Here is a 13,877-nt window from a genome sequence, read left to right as displayed (position 1 = left end):
CATGGCGCCAACAACGCAGTTACGCCGTGCCGTCGCGTCGAGCTTCCTCGGCAGCGTGATCGAGTACTACGACTTCCTGCTCTACGCCACGGCCTCCGCGGTCGTGTTCAACAAGGTCTTCTTCTCCTCGCTCGACCCGCTGGTCGGCACGATCGCGAGCTTCGGCACGTTCGCCACCGGCTACCTCGCTCGGCCGCTCGGCGGAATCCTCTTCGGACACTACGGGGACCTGCTGGGGCGCAAGAAGATGCTCGTGCTGTCCATGAGCCTGATGGGCGTGGCGAGCTTCCTGATCGGCCTGCTGCCCACCTACGCCCAGGTCGGCTGGCTCGCGCCGGCGGGGCTGATCCTGCTGCGGGTCGTGCAGGGCATCTCCGTCGGCGGTGAGTGGGGCGGCGCCGTACTCATGTCGGCCGAGCACGCCACCTCCCGGCGCGGGCTGTGGGCGAGCTTCACCAACGCCGGCGCGCCGTGCGGCATGGTGCTGTCGACGGCCGCGCTGACCGGCACCGCCGCGCTGGTCGGCGAGCAGGCGTTCCTCGACTGGGGCTGGCGGGTGCCGTTCCTGCTGAGCGTGGTGCTGCTGGGCATCGGCCTGTTCGTGCGGATGAAGGTCGAGGAGACGCCGGTCTTCAAGGCCGATCGGAAGCCGGGCTCCATGCCGTTGGCCGACGTCCTGCGCAACCACCCGCGCACGTTGCTGCTCGCCATCGGCGTCGGCCTCTCGGCGTTCGTCGCGCAGTCGACCCTGACGACGTTCGTGCTGGCGTACGGCGTGCAGGCGGGCAACAGCAGGCAGATGATCCTCAACGCGCTGACGCTGTCCTCGGCGCTCGCGGTGATCGGCATCATCGGCTGGTCGGCGATGTCGGACAGGGTCGGGCGCCGGCCCGTCGTGCTCGTCGGCGCCGTACTCATGGCGGCGTTCGGGTTCGTGCTGTTCCCGATGGTGGACAACGGGTTCATCGTCATCGCGCTCGTGCTCGGCCAGGCCGTGATCCACCCGATGATGTACGGGCCGCTGGCCGCGCTCTACAGCGAGCTGTTCAACACCGGCAGCCGCTACACCGGCGCCTCACTCGGCTACCAACTCGCGGGCTTGGGCGCGGGGCTCGCGCCGTTGCTCTTCGCGCAGGTGCAGAAGTCCTCGGGCACGGGCGCGATTCCGTTCATCCTCGCGGCGTTCTGCCTGCTCACCGTCATCTGCACGGTGACGCTGCACGAGACCAGCCGGACCAGCCTGACAGGAGACAGGAATGCGGAACGCGGGACTGGGCAGCTGGCCACACCGCCGAGCACGCATGGCACCGAAGCGTGAGGCGTTCACCTACGACGGGGTCTCGACCACGTACGAGGAGGTGGCCGTCCGCACGACCCGGCTGGCGTGGCGGTTGCGGGAACTAGGAGTCCGGCACGGTGACCGGGTCGCGTACCTCGGCCCGAACCACCCGTCGTTCGCCGAGACCATGTTCGCCGCGCACCAACTCGGCGCGATCTTCGTACCGTTGAACTTCCGCCTCGCCCCGGCGGAGATCAACTACCAGCTCGCGGACTGCGGCGCGCACGTGCTGGTGCACGCGGCGTCGCACGTCGTGGAGCATCCGCGAGCGGTGTCGCTGGCCACGTACGAGGACTGGCTCCTCCAGGGTTCCGGCGAGCCGCTGGACGAGCCGGTCGGCATCGACGACACCGCCCTGATCCTCTACACCTCCGGCACCACCGGCAGGCCCAAGGGCGCGATGCTCAGTCACGCCAACCTGCTGTGGAACACCTTCAACCTGATGATCGGCGTGGACGTCGCCTCGGACGACGTCACGCTGGTCACCGCGCCGCTGTTCCACGTCGCCGCGCTCACCCAGACGTTGCTGCCGACGTTCATCAAGGGCGGGCACAGCGTGATCACCTCGCGCTGGGACGTCGCCGAGTGCGTGTCGTTGATCGAGACCCGTCGCGTGACGTGGATGTTCGGGGTGTCCACGATGTACGCCGACCTGGCCGCTTCCCCCTCGTGGCCCGGCGCGGACCTGTCGTCGTTGCGGGTGCTGCTGTGCGGCGGGGCGGCGGTGCCGGACGCGGTGATCCACGCCTACCAGGACCGGGGACTGGTGTTCTGCCAGGGTTACGGCCTCACCGAGACCGCGCCCGGAGCCACGTTCCTGGAGGCCGCCGACAGCGTGCGGAAGGCGGGTTCGGCCGGTCCCCCGGTGTTCTTCGGCGATCTGCGGCTGGCGGAAGGCGGCGAGATCGAGGTGCAGGGCCCGAACGTCACGCCCGGCTACTGGAACGACCCGGTCGCCACCGCGGCCGCGTTCACCGCGGACGGCTGGTTCCGCACCGGCGACCTGGGACGGCTCGACGACGGGCACCTGTACGTCCTCGACCGGCTCAAGGACATGTACATCTCCGGCGGCGAGAACGTCTACCCGGCCGAGGTGGAGAACGCGATCACCTCGCACCCGGACGTGGCCGAGGTCGCCGTCGTCGGGGTGCCGGACCAGCGCTGGGGCGAGGTCGGACGGGCGTTCGTCCGGCCGCGCGACGGTGCGCTGGTGGATGCCGCCGGGTTGCGGGAGTTCCTGTTGCCCCGCCTGGCGAAGTACAAGATCCCGGTCCACGTCGAGGTGGTCGCCGAACTGCCTCGCACGGGGTCCGGGAAGGTGCTCAAGCCCGCGCTGCGCCGGTTGCCGCTGTGACCTAGCCGCGCAGTTGTTCCAGGTAACCGCTGACCGGGCCGAACGTGAACAGGCCGGTGCCCGCCGCGAGCTCGTTCGCGGCGGGCGAAAGCAACCCGTGGGCACGCTGTTTCAGTTCATCGTCCCGCAGCCTGATCGCCGCCATCGCCAGCAGGCAGGCGCGAACCTCCGCGAGCAGGTCCGCAGGTCCGCCGTGGAGTGCGCGTGCAGCTTTCAGCGCCTCGTCGTGCGGCAGTGCCAGCGGGCGGACCCAGTCCAGGTGCGGGCCCCAGTCGTCATCAAGGTCCACTGTGGACGGACCGCGCAGGCTGAGCAGGGCCAGCGGCAGGAGTCCGCGTTCCATCCCCCACATGCCGGTGCCCTTGACGCGACCGGCCGCGGCCCGATACGCGCTGTCGGCTTCGGTTGTCTTCCCGGCTGCCGCGAGCTTCAACGCCGCGTACCAGTCGGTGAAGAGGCTGACCAGCGGCAGGTCGTGGCGTTGTGCCAGTCGGTCAGCCGCAGCCGCGTGCCGGTCGGCGGTGCCGAAGTCGGCCAGCGCGGAGCAGGCCTGGACGAGGATCAGGTGGCCCAGCACCTCGTGGGTCACCAGGCGGCCGGACGCGACCTCGAGGAGTTCCCGTCCGATCGCGGCACGCTCCGGGGCCAGGCCGGTGCGGTGGAACGTGTGCATGAACCGGGCGTTCAGGGCGAACGCCAGCAGTGCGGGGTCTCCGAGCTCACGGGCGATGGCCTCGGCTTCCCGTGCCTGCTCCAGCCGGGCGCCGGTGCCGCGTTCCTCCATCGCGATCGTGGCGAGCAGACGGGCTCGGGTGGCGTCCGGGCCGGGGAAGGCGGGCAGGATCCGTTCCGCGGCGGCGACGAGTTCGGCGGAGTGCGCAGGGTCGTCGTTGGTGGTCCAGATGCCGGGGACGTCGAACGACCCGATCACCTCGGCGACCTCCTGCGGACCTTCGGCAAGCCGCAACGCCGCCGACCTCCGCTCCCTCGCCCCTTCCAGGTCCCCGCTCACCGCCAGGGCCCTCACCAGACCGGTGAGCAGGTCGAGCCGCTCCGACCCGGCCGCCGCGAGCGCCGCCCGCCACAGCCGCACCGCCTCACGCGGTGATCGATTTTCTTCCGCGGCCTCGGCGAGCGCCCTCACCGCCTCGGCACCCCGCGTACCCGCGAGGGCGTGGTGGTGCGCGAGCACCTGGACGTCGCCAGGTCGCAACACCTCTGCCACCGCCGCGTGCCAGCGTGCGCGCCTGGTCAGCGACACGTCCTCGTACAGGGTGTCGCGCACCAGCTCGTGCGTGAACCTGGCGTGGCCGGGTGCCACCTCGACGACGAAACCGGCCTCGATCGCCAGGTCCAGCGCGTCGAGCACGTCGTGGCCGGCCAGTGCGGCCAGCAGGTCCACCTCGACGTCCCTGCCCAGCACGGAGGCCTGGTGCAGCACGGTCCGCGCCTCGGGCGGCAGTCCGGCGAGGCGGCGGCGGAGCACGTCCCGCACACCGGCCGGCACCGAGCCGAGGTCGCCGCCAGAGGCGACCAGCCGGCAGAGTTCCTTGACGTAGAAGGGATTGCCACCGGTGCGTTGGTGGATCACACGCGCGTCCCGCGGTCCAACCAATGCGGCGACGGCCTCTTCGTCCAAGCCGTCGAGCTGTACGCGGACCGGTTCCGCGCGCGCCAGGGCCTCCGACGGCACCGCGGAGCGCGAGGTCGCGACGATCAGCACACGGCCGGAGAGCACACGTCCGGTGAACGCGGCCAGCACCGCGAGGGTCTCCTGGTCAGCCTGGTGCAGGTCGTCCAGCACGACCAACACCGGCGCGGCCGATTCCACAGTGGACACGATCGACAGGCGGAGCTGGAACCGGTCCATGGCAACCAGCCCTTCGCCCAGCGCCTCCACCACCTGCTGCCACGGCCATGCCACGGGCGCATCCTCCTGACAGCGCGCCCACACCGTCCTCCACCCCCGACCCGCCAGCAGCTCGGTGAACGCCGTGGCGAGGGCGGTCTTGCCCACGCCGGCCTCGCCCGTCACCAGCGCGAGCCCCAGACCGGCGGCCGGGACGGCGGTGTCCAGCAGCGCCAGTTCGTCGGCGCGTCCCACCAGTGACGACTCGGGTGAGGGCCGCAGGCGCGGCGACTGGGCCAGGATGTCCGACTCCAGCGCGCGGAGTTCCTCACCCGGATCGACCCCGAGGTTCTCCACGAGTGCGTGCCGTGCCTCGCGCACCGCTCCGAGCGCGTCGCCCTGCCTGCCCTCCCGGTACAACGCCAGCGCGAGCAGGCTCCACGCCTTCTCCCGCCACGGGTGCCCGGCCAGGTGAGCGCGCAGATCGGCGACGACCTCGGCGGAACGGCCCACGGCAAGGGCAGCGGCGGCACGGCGTTCGACCGCGACCAGCCGCAACTCCTCCAGCCGGTCGATCTCGGCCCGTGCCCAGTGGAAGCCGGCGAACTCGGCGTACGCGGGACCGCGCCACAACGCGAGCGCACCGTCGAGCACGGACAGGTCGCCGCCGAGCATCTCCTCGAACCGCCACGCGTCCACGTCCGACGCGAGCAACGCGTACCCCGCGCCCTCGGTCACCAGCAGCGTCGACGGAGTCCGGGGTGGACGGTCGGGCTCCAATGCCTTGCGCAGTGCGCCGACGAACGTCTGCACCGTGCCGAGAGCACCGTCGGGCGGGTCCTCCCACAGGTCGTCGACGAGTGTGCGCACCGGGACGACCCGGCGCCGGGCGACCAGCAGGCGTGCCAGCACGGCGCGTTGCTTCGGGCCGCCGAGGCGGGCGGATCCCGCGGTCAGCGGGCCCAGCACCCCGAACGTCACCACCCGCTGACCCTAACGCTGATTCGTTGCTGATCGGGCACCCGCACAGTGGGCTCGTGAACCACACCGCATTCGACTACCAGCGCGTTCAGGTCTCCGACGGCGTCGAGCTCAACGTCGCCACCACCGGATCGGGGAGCCCGGTCGTGCTGCTGCACGGCTTCCCGCAGACCCACCTCATGTGGCGGCACGTCGCCGCCGGCCTGGCCGCCGACCACACCGTGATCATGCCCGACCTGCGGGGCTACGGCGACAGCGACAAGCCCGCCGACACCGGCCTCACCTACGCCAAGCGCACGATGGCCGCCGACGTCGTGCAGGTCGCCCAAGCGCTCGGGCACGACACGTTCGCCCTGGCCGGGCACGACCGGGGCGCGCTCGTGGCGTTCCGCACCGGGCTCGACCACCCGCGGCACGTCACGCACCTCGCGTCACTCGACGTGCTGCCGACGCTGGACATGTGGGACGTCATGCGCGGCACGTCCGCCGCCGTCGGCTTCCACCTGTTCCTGATGGCCCAGCCGCCCGGCCTCGCCGAGCAGATGATCAGCGCGACCCCGGACGCCTTCTTCGGCCACTTCCTCGACAGCTGGGGCACCGGGCCGTTCCCCGAGGACGTCCGCGCCGAGTACCTGCGCGCGAGCCGTGGGGCCGTCACGTCGATCGTGGCGGACTACCGGGCGTCGGCGACGATCGACGTCGAACACGACACCGCCGATCGCGAGGCGGGCAACCAGCTGGAGATGCCGGTCACCGTGCTGCAGCAGGACTGGGGCGCGGCGCTCGGGTTCGACGCTCGGCAGCTGTGGCAGGCCTGGGCACCCGACCTCGACCACCGCACGGTCTCCTGTGGACACTTCATGGCCGAGGAGGCACCGGACGTCATCGCGGCGGCGATCCGCGACCTGCTGAAGCGTTGATTCCTGGTGTTACCTCAAACCCTGACGCGGGCCTTGGTGCTCCACATCCGGTAGCCGGCCGACACGGCGTCGGTCTCCGAGGCGAACGCCATGTCGCCCTTCATCCGCCGGTAGTACGGGGAGTCGGGAGTGTGGTAGACCATCGTCCTCGAATTGCCCTTGACCGGCAACGACTCCTGCCTCGGCGGCTTCGGTGCCGGCGGCTGTTCGGCGATCACCACCTGCTCGGCCGCCGGGCGGGGCGCGGGCAGGGCGAGGCGCGTCTTCGGGCGTTCGGGCTGCAGGCGAGCGCGGACCGACAGCCACGTCACCAACGAGCCGACGGCGAACGACACCAGGCACAGCAGGAACATCTGCGAGAACAACCAGAGCACAGCGAACTCCTAGCGGACTACGACGTCGACCTGGCGCGTAACCGGGTCGTACTCGCCGTCGGGGGCGGGACGGGTCTCGATGGCGATCAACGCGGGCGCCACGCCCTGGCCGACGAGAACGTCGCGGACCAGCTCGCCGCGTTTCGTCGCCACCGCCTGGTCGGTGCCGTGCGCCACCAGCGTGATCGAGGCGCGCGGGGCGACCAGCAGCATGCGGCCGACGCGCTCGATGAGCACAGGGCCGTGGCCTTCGTACGCCGTGGTGCCCTGCACGAACCGGATCGCGCCGTTGCCGTTGACCAGGCGGGAGATCGAGTCGTGCAGCGCCTGGACGTTCAGGTCGCCGGCCGGCGCGGACGAGCCGATCTCGATGCGGTCGGTGACCTGCAGGCCGTTCGCCGCCTCCCGGACGGCGTCGCGGACCGCGCTCGCCCTGGCCTCGTCGGGCACTCGGGCGGCGATCACGACCTGTCCGTTGTGGATGGTCGTGGTCACGTCCGGCACCTTCGCGGACAGCGCGGCGGAGAGCACCCGCCCGATCACGACCGGTGGGATCGGCAGCAGGCCGCCGAGCCGGAGCGCGGCCGTGACGCGGTGGCCGTCGGACCGCACGGCTTCCAGCAGCGCACGGCGTTCCGCGTCGTCGGCGACCGCGCCGGACACCAGGATCTCGCCGCCGCGCACCGCCACGAGCAACTGCTCGGGTTCGGCCGCGCGCACGTGGGTGCCGCCGACGCCGTTCACGTCGGACACCACGGCGCGCACCGCGTCGACCGCGCGCGGCGAGACCTCGCTGACCACGACCGACCGGCCGTCCACCGCGACCACGCCGTGGTAGCCGGCCTTTCCCAGCGCGGTACGCACATCGGAGTGCAGCGTCCGTTCGACGCCACCGCCGTAGACGAACACGCCGGTGGTGGCGAGCAACGCGGGCACCAAGAGCCCGCCGATCCAAACAGCGTGAGGCAAGCGCACGGCGAACTGGGTATCGAACATCGTCACCGAAAAGCCAGCCAGTCCAGCCTTTCGGACCGAACTTCACCCGGTCAGGTTGCCGGGTGAAGCTCGGACCTCATCTGCTATTCAACCGTGGCGCGCGTCCGCCGCCAGGCGACCACGATCAACGCGATCAGGCCGAACAACGGGATCGTGCTGATCGCCCAGGACAGGCCCATCGGCGGCCCCGGCTGCTCCATCACCTGGAGGTTCTTCAGCTCCCCCGTGCCCGCGCCCGCCGGTCCGTCGACGTCGAAGCGCATCGTCCATGTCCCCGGCTCGGGCAGGGCGAAGATGTCCAGGCCCCACACCTCGCGCTTGCGGGGGTGCCGTGCCAGCGGGCTGTCGTCGCTCTCCACGGACCCGCGGAACAGGGTCAGCGTGCCCTTCTTGCCGTCGATGCCGTTCTCCGGCGCGAAGGTGAAGTCGAGCGACTGCATGGCCTTCACCGGCCACGTGCTGAAGCCGATGGTCAGGTCGTACGGTCCCGCCTTCACCTTCTCCGTGTGCACGACGTTGACCGGTTCGAAGGCCAGCGCGGGGGTGGTCAGCCCGAACAGCAGGGCGGCCGTGCCCAGCAGGCCCAGCAACGTCTTACTCATGGCTGTCGTCCTTTGCTGGTGCGAGGTGGCGGAGCATGAGACCGAACCGCCGGCCGAGCATTCCGGCGAGGGCGCCGAGCACCGCGCCCGCCGCGACGGTGGCCACGTACCGTTCGAGGGCTGGGAAGTTGCTGCCCTGCACGAGCATCCGCTGCAGGGGCGCGCAGGCCGTGATGATCACGCCGCCGACCGCGCCGGGGATCCAGGCGGGCAGTCCCCGCAGCAGTTCCACGGCGACCGCGACGAGGATCAGGCTCATCGGGATCATGTTGGGCAGTCCGGGGATGCCGTCGGCGTAGTCGCGCAACGGCAGGCCGGTGGCGTCCGCGTAGACCTCGGTGGCCCACGGGGAGAACCACCAGAACACGGCTTGCAGTACCGCGACGACGACTCCGACGGCGAGCGCGCCGCCGCGTCGGTTCAGGACGTACGCGCCCATGAACAGGATCATCACCGAGAAGAACGCACTACCCACGTTGACCGTGTTGACGAGCCCGCCGGGCAACGCGCGCAGGCCGAGCACGGTCACCATGCTGAACGCGAGCAACGTGCCCGCCGCGGCGGCGACGCCGTAGGTTCCCCAGCGCTGGTCACGGGCGACGGCGAAGATCATGACCGCGCCGACCATCGTGATCGAGATCGACAGCAGCAGCCCGATGTGCGGCGGCGAGTCGATCACGGCGTCGAAGCCGTACAGGCCGTGCCACCACTGGTCCCACAGTCCGTAGATCAGGAACAGCGCCGCGCCGATGCCGGAGATCAGGTAGCCGACCGGGGCGGCGAACGCGCGGCCGAACACACCGACCGAGCGGCCGCCGATCATCGGGTCGACCGCCCTGCCGCGCTTGGAGCTCGCCGTCGTCAGCAACACGACGGCGAGGCTCGCGAGGCCCGAGATCGCACTGCCCGCGTACAGGAACAGGTGCGGCAGGGTGAAGAACGTGTCCGGCCCGACATCGGAGTGCCACTGGATGTCCCAGGTCAGTCCGATCAACGAGATCAGGGTGCCGCCGACCACGACGCTCGCCGGGACCAGCCCCCTCGGGACCGTCCTCGCCGACGACGCTGCCGTCGCCGTGATGTGCACAGTCATTCCTCCCCCTTCTAGGTGAGCAGCAGCGGGATGACGACCCGCTCGCCGCGCAGTGACAAGGTGATTTCCCATTGACCGGCCATGAACAGGTCGACGCCCGCGACCTGGTACCGGCCGGGAGCCCGCGGTGCCGCCGTGATCGGGGCGAGCGCGTGGCCCATCTGCGGCATGGCCGGTTCGACCGTCACGTCACCGTCGGCGGCGTTGCCGGACCGGTCGGTGATCAGCAGGTCGAACGAGTTGCTGCCGGACCGCGTGCTGGCGGGCGTGAGCTCGAACCGGAGCTGGGCGCTCTCCGCGAGGTGTGGCTGGGCCTCGATTCCGCGCGGCCACAGCACAACCAGCGCCGCCACCACCGCGATCACCCCGGCCATGACGGCCACCGCCGAACGCTTCACTTCGAGGCCACCTTCCCGGCCGGGACGTCGACGACCTTCGGCACGGTGACGACCGAGTAGTCCCGTTCGACCTGGATCCACACGAGGTACCTGCCCGGCAACGGGAACGAGTAGGTGAACGGCACGTCCGGCCCGTAGGCGGCGACGCTCTCGTCGGGCCTGTCGGGCAGGCCGGGGGTCTGCGGGAGCATGGAGTGCACGTGCGCCCAGATCGGGGCGTTCACGGCGGTGCCGGTGATCGGACCGACGACGATCATGTGCCCGAGCATGCCCAGCCACGGCTGCAGATCGCGCTCGCCGAACTTCGCGGTGATCGTGCTCGGCCTGCCCGCGTCGCGGATCTCCATCGCCGTCTCGGCCGTCGCGTCGTGCCGGGGTGCGGCCGTGCCGGAGACCTCGACGCTCGACCGCAGGAGCTGAACTCCCCCGCCGCGCCGGGCGATCTCGGCGGCGACGGCGTGCGTGCCCTGTTCGGCATCGCTCAGCCGGGCGCGGAACTCACCGGGCGCCGTGCGGACCGGGTGCAGGTGGCGCAGGTGCCCGGACGGCGACACCACGACCAGGTGGATGAACGCGCTGTCGTGCACGAGCAGGTCGTCCACCGGCCGTCCCGACGAGCCGTCGGTCAGGCTCAGCACGAGGTCCTTGCCGTCCATGCCGGGCACCATGTTCACCGGCGGCCGCGAGAATTCCACTATGGACGTTCGCTCGTAGGGGTTCATGACGTTGTCGTACGTCGGGTCGAGCTGTGTGCCGGGCGCCGCGACCGGTGGGATGCTCGGTGCCAGCAACGCCGCCGTCACCCCGGCCGCCACCGCGGCGACCATGCCCGCCGTGGGCACGAGCGCGAGGCCGACCTTGCCGAACACCGCCAGCAGGAGCGCCGCCAGCAACAGCACTCCGGCCGCGATGAACCCTCCGTAGGTCGCGTTCTCCCACGGCGACGGCACGAGCGCCGGCACGACGAACGGAATGGTCGCCTCGTCGACCGCGAGCTCCCACGGACCGGGCCGGTCCACGTGCAGCAGCCCGGAGTGGAAACCGGGCGTGGCACCGAGAACCACCTTGGCGGTGCTGCTGGGCGCACCCGCCGCGCGCAACGTCAGCGTCAGCTCGCCGGGCGGCGTACCGGCGTGCGTCACCACGTCCACGTGCACCGGTCCCGGCACCTCCGCGACCCGCCGGATGATCACCGTGAGCTCGCGGTCGCCGAGGCTCTGCGCGACGTGGATGTCGGCACCGGACTGGGCGCCGTCGGCCAGCGCGGGGGCCGCGATCCCCAGGAGCGCCGCCAGCGCGAGCAACAAGGTCACACCACGTCGTTTCATCGCGACCGAACGTATCGATCATGGCCTCGCCGCCGCGTCACTGGCGAGGCGGAAACCGCATCCCCCGCGCGGGGGATCTCCGACCCCTGCGGAGCGGGAGGTTCTCAGGGACGCCATGGGGCAGGATTGCGCTCGATGGATCTGATCAAGCTGCCCCTCAGGCACCAGTCGTGGCTGGTCGCGACCGTGTGCATGGTCGTGGACGGCGGGTTCGTGCTGCTCGACCGCGAACCGTTGCCGCAGACCGTGGTCGTGCTCCTGCTGACGCTGGCCGTGGACGCGATGCTGGCTGGTCCGGCGCGGCTGTCGCTGTGGGTGGCGGCGGCGCAGGCGGCCGTTCCGGTGATCGTCCTCGTGTCGATGCGCAACGGGGTCGACGCCAACGACGCCGGTCTGCTGATCGCCGGGTACCGGGCGGGTGCGTGGCTGCGCGGCGCACCGGCGTACACGTCGCTCGGGTTGCTCTCGGCCAGCCTGATGGCCTGCATGGTCCTCAATGGCCACGGCCCCCTGCACGCGGTGCTCGTGGCCGCCAAGGGCGCGCTGCTGCCGTGGCTCGTCGGCCGCTACACGACGGCGCGCCGCGCGTACCTGGCCGAGCTGGAGAAGCGGTCGGCGATGGCAGAGAAGGACGCGAAGGCGGCGGTCACCAAGGCGATCACCGAGGAACGCGGCTCGATCGCCCGCGACCTGCACGACGTGATCATCCACCACGTGAGCGCGATCAACCTGCACGCCGGCGCCGCCCGCCTCGGTCTGCCGGAAGGCAATCCGAAGCTCACGAACTCGTTGCGCGCGGTCGAGACGTCCAGTCGCGCGGCCATGGTCGACCTGCGGCACCTGCTCGACCTGTTGCACGGCGACAAGTCCGAGGGCGCGCGGCAGCCCGGGCTCGACAACCTAGACGAACTGCTCGACGGCGTGCGCGCGGCAGGCCGGCCGGCCCGGCTGGAGGTGCGCGGGCAACGGCGGGACATTCCGGAGTCGTTGGACATCACGGTCTACCGGATCATCCAGGAGATGCTGACCAACGCCCTGCGGCACGGCGACGCGTGCGGGGTGACGGTCATCCTGGAGTACGCGCCGGACTCGCTGACCGTCACCGCGCAGAACGCCACGGGACCCGGCGACGACTCCGCTTCGGTGCGCCGCGGTCTCGTCGGCATCCGCAACCGCGCCGGCATGTTCACCGGCACCACCCGGTCCGGGCTCGACCCGGACGGCCGGACCTGGCGCACCGTCGTCACGTTCCCCCTGGAGGCGTCATGACGTTGACCGTGCTGCTGGCCGACGACCACGCGATGCTGCGCTCCGGCATGCGCGCGATCTTCGACACGCAGGAGGACCTCCGGTGCGTCGCGGAGGTCGCGGACGGCAGGGCGGCGGTGGCCGAGGTCGCGCGGCTGCGCCCGGACGTGGCCGTGCTCGACATCAGGATGCCGAAGCTGGACGGGCTCGGCGCGACGGAGATGATCCTGGCCGACCCGGCGAACCGCACGAAGGTCCTGCTGCTGACGACCTACGACACCGACGAGTACGTGTACCGCGCGCTCAAGGCGGGGGCCAGCGGGTTCCTGCTGAAGTCGCTGCCGCCCGAGGAGCTGATCTCGGCGGTCCGGGTGGCGGCGCGCGGGGACGCGTTGATCGACCCGTCGGTGACGCAACGGCTGATCGCGCGGTTCGCCGTCAGCCTCGCCCCTCCCCCGGCGCCGCCGGAGCTCGCGCTGCTCACCGCGCGCGAACGGGAGGTGCTGCAGCTCGTCGCGGCGGCCTGCAGCAACGCCGAGATCGCCGCGCGGCTGCACGTCGGGGACGAGACGGTGAAGACGCACGTCTCACGGGTGCTGGCCAAGCTCGGGTTGCGCGACCGGGTGCACGCCGTGGCGTACGCGCACGTCAACGGGTTGGTGCAGAGCGGCCGCTGAGCCGCGGGGACCCCTCGTTACCCCGCGGACCAGCGACTCAGCTCTGCCAGACGACCGGCGACTTGACGTAGTCGTCGCCTCGGTTGTACTCGGCCGCCGCGACCTTCAGACCGTCCTGAGCCGCGCTCAGGACGCACGTCTCGTACGTCTCGCCGACAGCCTTGAACGTCTTCGGCGCGCTGGTGGAGTCGCACTTCGGCGTGTCACCGCTGATGATCACGCCGGTGCCCTTGCCGTCCTCGCCGAGGCCGCGCAGGCCGATCGAGGTGAAGCTCAGGTCCGTGCCGCTGAGGTTCTCGACCTTGGCCCGCAGGTAGAACGGCGTGAGGTGCTTGGCCTTGTCGCCGAACTTCGCCAGATCCGCCTTCGCGCCCGCCTCGATAGTGACGGTGATGGCGATGGTGCCGGTCTTGTCGCCGGTGGCGACGGGGATCACCGCGCGGGCGCCGACCTTGAGCTTCGAGCCGGGAGCGGTGACGTCCCCACCGGCCGGGACCGGCGGCGCCTCCTTCGAGGCGGAGGTCTTCTCGGTGCTCGTGGCGGTGGCCGTCGTCGTGTCCGTGGCGGGCGTCGGGGTACCGCCGGTCTCGGAGCCGCAGGCCGACAGGAGCAGGCCCGCTGATGCGAGGGCGGCGATGAACAGGGGGCCACGGGCGTGCGTCACTGCGGAACTCCTCGGACTGCGGAACCTGGGTTGCCCAGCACGTTAGGCCGGATG

At 71.1% G+C, this 13,877-nt stretch carries 13 protein-coding genes; 5 read left to right on the top strand and 8 right to left on the bottom strand.

Annotated features, from left to right (window positions below):
* Nucleotide 1 precedes the first annotated feature (1 nt).
* On the top strand, nucleotides 2–1,318 hold the full coding sequence (locus tag IG04_RS0138130) for an MFS transporter (RefSeq protein ID WP_051771620.1): 1,317 nt from the start codon (nucleotides 2–4) through the stop codon (nucleotides 1,316–1,318).
* Nucleotides 1,302–2,693 (top strand): acyl-CoA synthetase, encoded by a 1,392-nt coding sequence (locus IG04_RS0138125; protein WP_245815981.1) that lies wholly within the window; start codon nucleotides 1,302–1,304, stop codon nucleotides 2,691–2,693. The genes IG04_RS0138130 and IG04_RS0138125 overlap by 17 nt, the downstream gene beginning before the upstream one ends.
* Nucleotide 2,694: 1 nt before the next feature.
* Here IG04_RS0138125 and IG04_RS0138120 read toward each other — a convergent pair whose 3' ends face one another.
* Nucleotides 2,695–5,526: an ATP-binding protein gene (locus tag IG04_RS0138120; RefSeq protein ID WP_051771617.1), complete on the bottom strand. Its 2,832-nt coding sequence runs from the start codon at nucleotides 5,524–5,526 to the stop codon at nucleotides 2,695–2,697.
* A 53-nt stretch (nucleotides 5,527–5,579) separates the two neighbouring features.
* On the opposite strand from IG04_RS0138120, the gene IG04_RS0138115 reads away from it, so the two are divergent.
* Complete coding sequence (locus IG04_RS0138115; protein WP_030481616.1) at nucleotides 5,580–6,443, top strand: alpha/beta fold hydrolase; 864 nt, start codon at nucleotides 5,580–5,582, stop codon at nucleotides 6,441–6,443.
* 14 nt (nucleotides 6,444–6,457) lie between these two features.
* Here IG04_RS0138115 and IG04_RS0138110 read toward each other — a convergent pair whose 3' ends face one another.
* From IG04_RS0138110 to IG04_RS0138085, 6 genes are all read right to left on the bottom strand, one after another.
* On the bottom strand, nucleotides 6,458–6,817 hold the full coding sequence (locus IG04_RS0138110) for a sunset domain-containing protein (protein WP_030481615.1): 360 nt from the start codon (nucleotides 6,815–6,817) through the stop codon (nucleotides 6,458–6,460).
* 9 nt (nucleotides 6,818–6,826) lie between these two features.
* The gene (locus tag IG04_RS0138105; protein ID WP_144065239.1) at nucleotides 6,827–7,792 is read right to left on the bottom strand and encodes a hypothetical protein; all 966 of its coding nucleotides are present in this window, start codon (nucleotides 7,790–7,792) and stop codon (nucleotides 6,827–6,829) included.
* A gap of 104 nt (nucleotides 7,793–7,896) precedes the next feature.
* Complete coding sequence (locus IG04_RS0138100; protein WP_030481613.1) at nucleotides 7,897–8,415, bottom strand: hypothetical protein; 519 nt, start codon at nucleotides 8,413–8,415, stop codon at nucleotides 7,897–7,899.
* Nucleotides 8,408–9,508 (bottom strand): hypothetical protein, encoded by a 1,101-nt coding sequence (locus IG04_RS0138095; RefSeq protein WP_030481612.1) that lies wholly within the window; start codon nucleotides 9,506–9,508, stop codon nucleotides 8,408–8,410. Before IG04_RS0138095 ends, IG04_RS0138100 begins: the two co-directional genes overlap by 8 nt.
* 11 nt (nucleotides 9,509–9,519) lie before the next feature.
* Nucleotides 9,520–9,906, bottom strand: coding sequence for a FixH family protein (locus tag IG04_RS0138090; protein ID WP_030481611.1), 387 nt, complete (start codon nucleotides 9,904–9,906; stop codon nucleotides 9,520–9,522).
* Nucleotides 9,903–11,234 carry a hypothetical protein gene (locus IG04_RS0138085; RefSeq protein WP_030481610.1) on the bottom strand — a complete coding sequence of 444 codons (1,332 nt, stop codon included), beginning with the start codon at nucleotides 11,232–11,234 and terminating at the stop codon, nucleotides 9,903–9,905. Before IG04_RS0138085 ends, IG04_RS0138090 begins: the two co-directional genes overlap by 4 nt.
* A gap of 135 nt (nucleotides 11,235–11,369) precedes the next feature.
* On the opposite strand from IG04_RS0138085, the gene IG04_RS0138080 reads away from it, so the two are divergent.
* Together IG04_RS0138080 and IG04_RS0138075 are read left to right on the top strand one after the other, a co-directional pair.
* Nucleotides 11,370–12,503 carry a sensor histidine kinase gene (locus tag IG04_RS0138080; protein WP_030481609.1) on the top strand — a complete coding sequence of 378 codons (1,134 nt, stop codon included), beginning with the start codon at nucleotides 11,370–11,372 and terminating at the stop codon, nucleotides 12,501–12,503.
* Nucleotides 12,500–13,159 (top strand): response regulator, encoded by a 660-nt coding sequence (locus tag IG04_RS0138075; RefSeq protein ID WP_030481608.1) that lies wholly within the window; start codon nucleotides 12,500–12,502, stop codon nucleotides 13,157–13,159. Before IG04_RS0138080 ends, IG04_RS0138075 begins: the two co-directional genes overlap by 4 nt.
* Nucleotides 13,160–13,196: 37 nt before the next feature.
* Here IG04_RS0138075 and IG04_RS0138070 read toward each other — a convergent pair whose 3' ends face one another.
* Nucleotides 13,197–13,823: a hypothetical protein gene (locus tag IG04_RS0138070; RefSeq protein ID WP_030481607.1), complete on the bottom strand. Its 627-nt coding sequence runs from the start codon at nucleotides 13,821–13,823 to the stop codon at nucleotides 13,197–13,199.
* Nucleotides 13,824–13,877 lie beyond the last annotated feature (54 nt).

The organism is Lentzea albidocapillata, assembly GCF_000719115.1.
Classification (GTDB): domain Bacteria; phylum Actinomycetota; class Actinomycetes; order Mycobacteriales; family Pseudonocardiaceae; genus Lentzea; species Lentzea albidocapillata.
The sequence above is the reverse complement of the archived record's forward strand: the minus strand, read 5'-3'. Positions and strand labels throughout refer to the sequence as shown.

Excerpts from the sequence above, each read along its gene's own strand:
- IG04_RS0138130 (WP_051771620.1), top strand. The coding sequence starts at position 2 with ATGGCGCCAACAACGCAGTTACGCCGTGCCGTCGCGTCGAGCTTCCTC.
- IG04_RS0138125 (WP_245815981.1), top strand. The coding sequence starts at position 1,302 with ATGGCACCGAAGCGTGAGGCGTTCACCTACGACGGGGTCTCGACCACG.
- IG04_RS0138100 (WP_030481613.1), bottom strand. The coding sequence starts at position 8,415 with ATGAGTAAGACGTTGCTGGGCCTGCTGGGCACGGCCGCCCTGCTGTTC.
- IG04_RS0138095 (WP_030481612.1), bottom strand. The coding sequence starts at position 9,508 with ATGACTGTGCACATCACGGCGACGGCAGCGTCGTCGGCGAGGACGGTC.
- IG04_RS0138085 (WP_030481610.1), bottom strand. The coding sequence starts at position 11,234 with ATGAAACGACGTGGTGTGACCTTGTTGCTCGCGCTGGCGGCGCTCCTG.
- IG04_RS0138080 (WP_030481609.1), top strand. The coding sequence starts at position 11,370 with ATGGATCTGATCAAGCTGCCCCTCAGGCACCAGTCGTGGCTGGTCGCG.
- IG04_RS0138075 (WP_030481608.1), top strand. The coding sequence starts at position 12,500 with ATGACGTTGACCGTGCTGCTGGCCGACGACCACGCGATGCTGCGCTCC.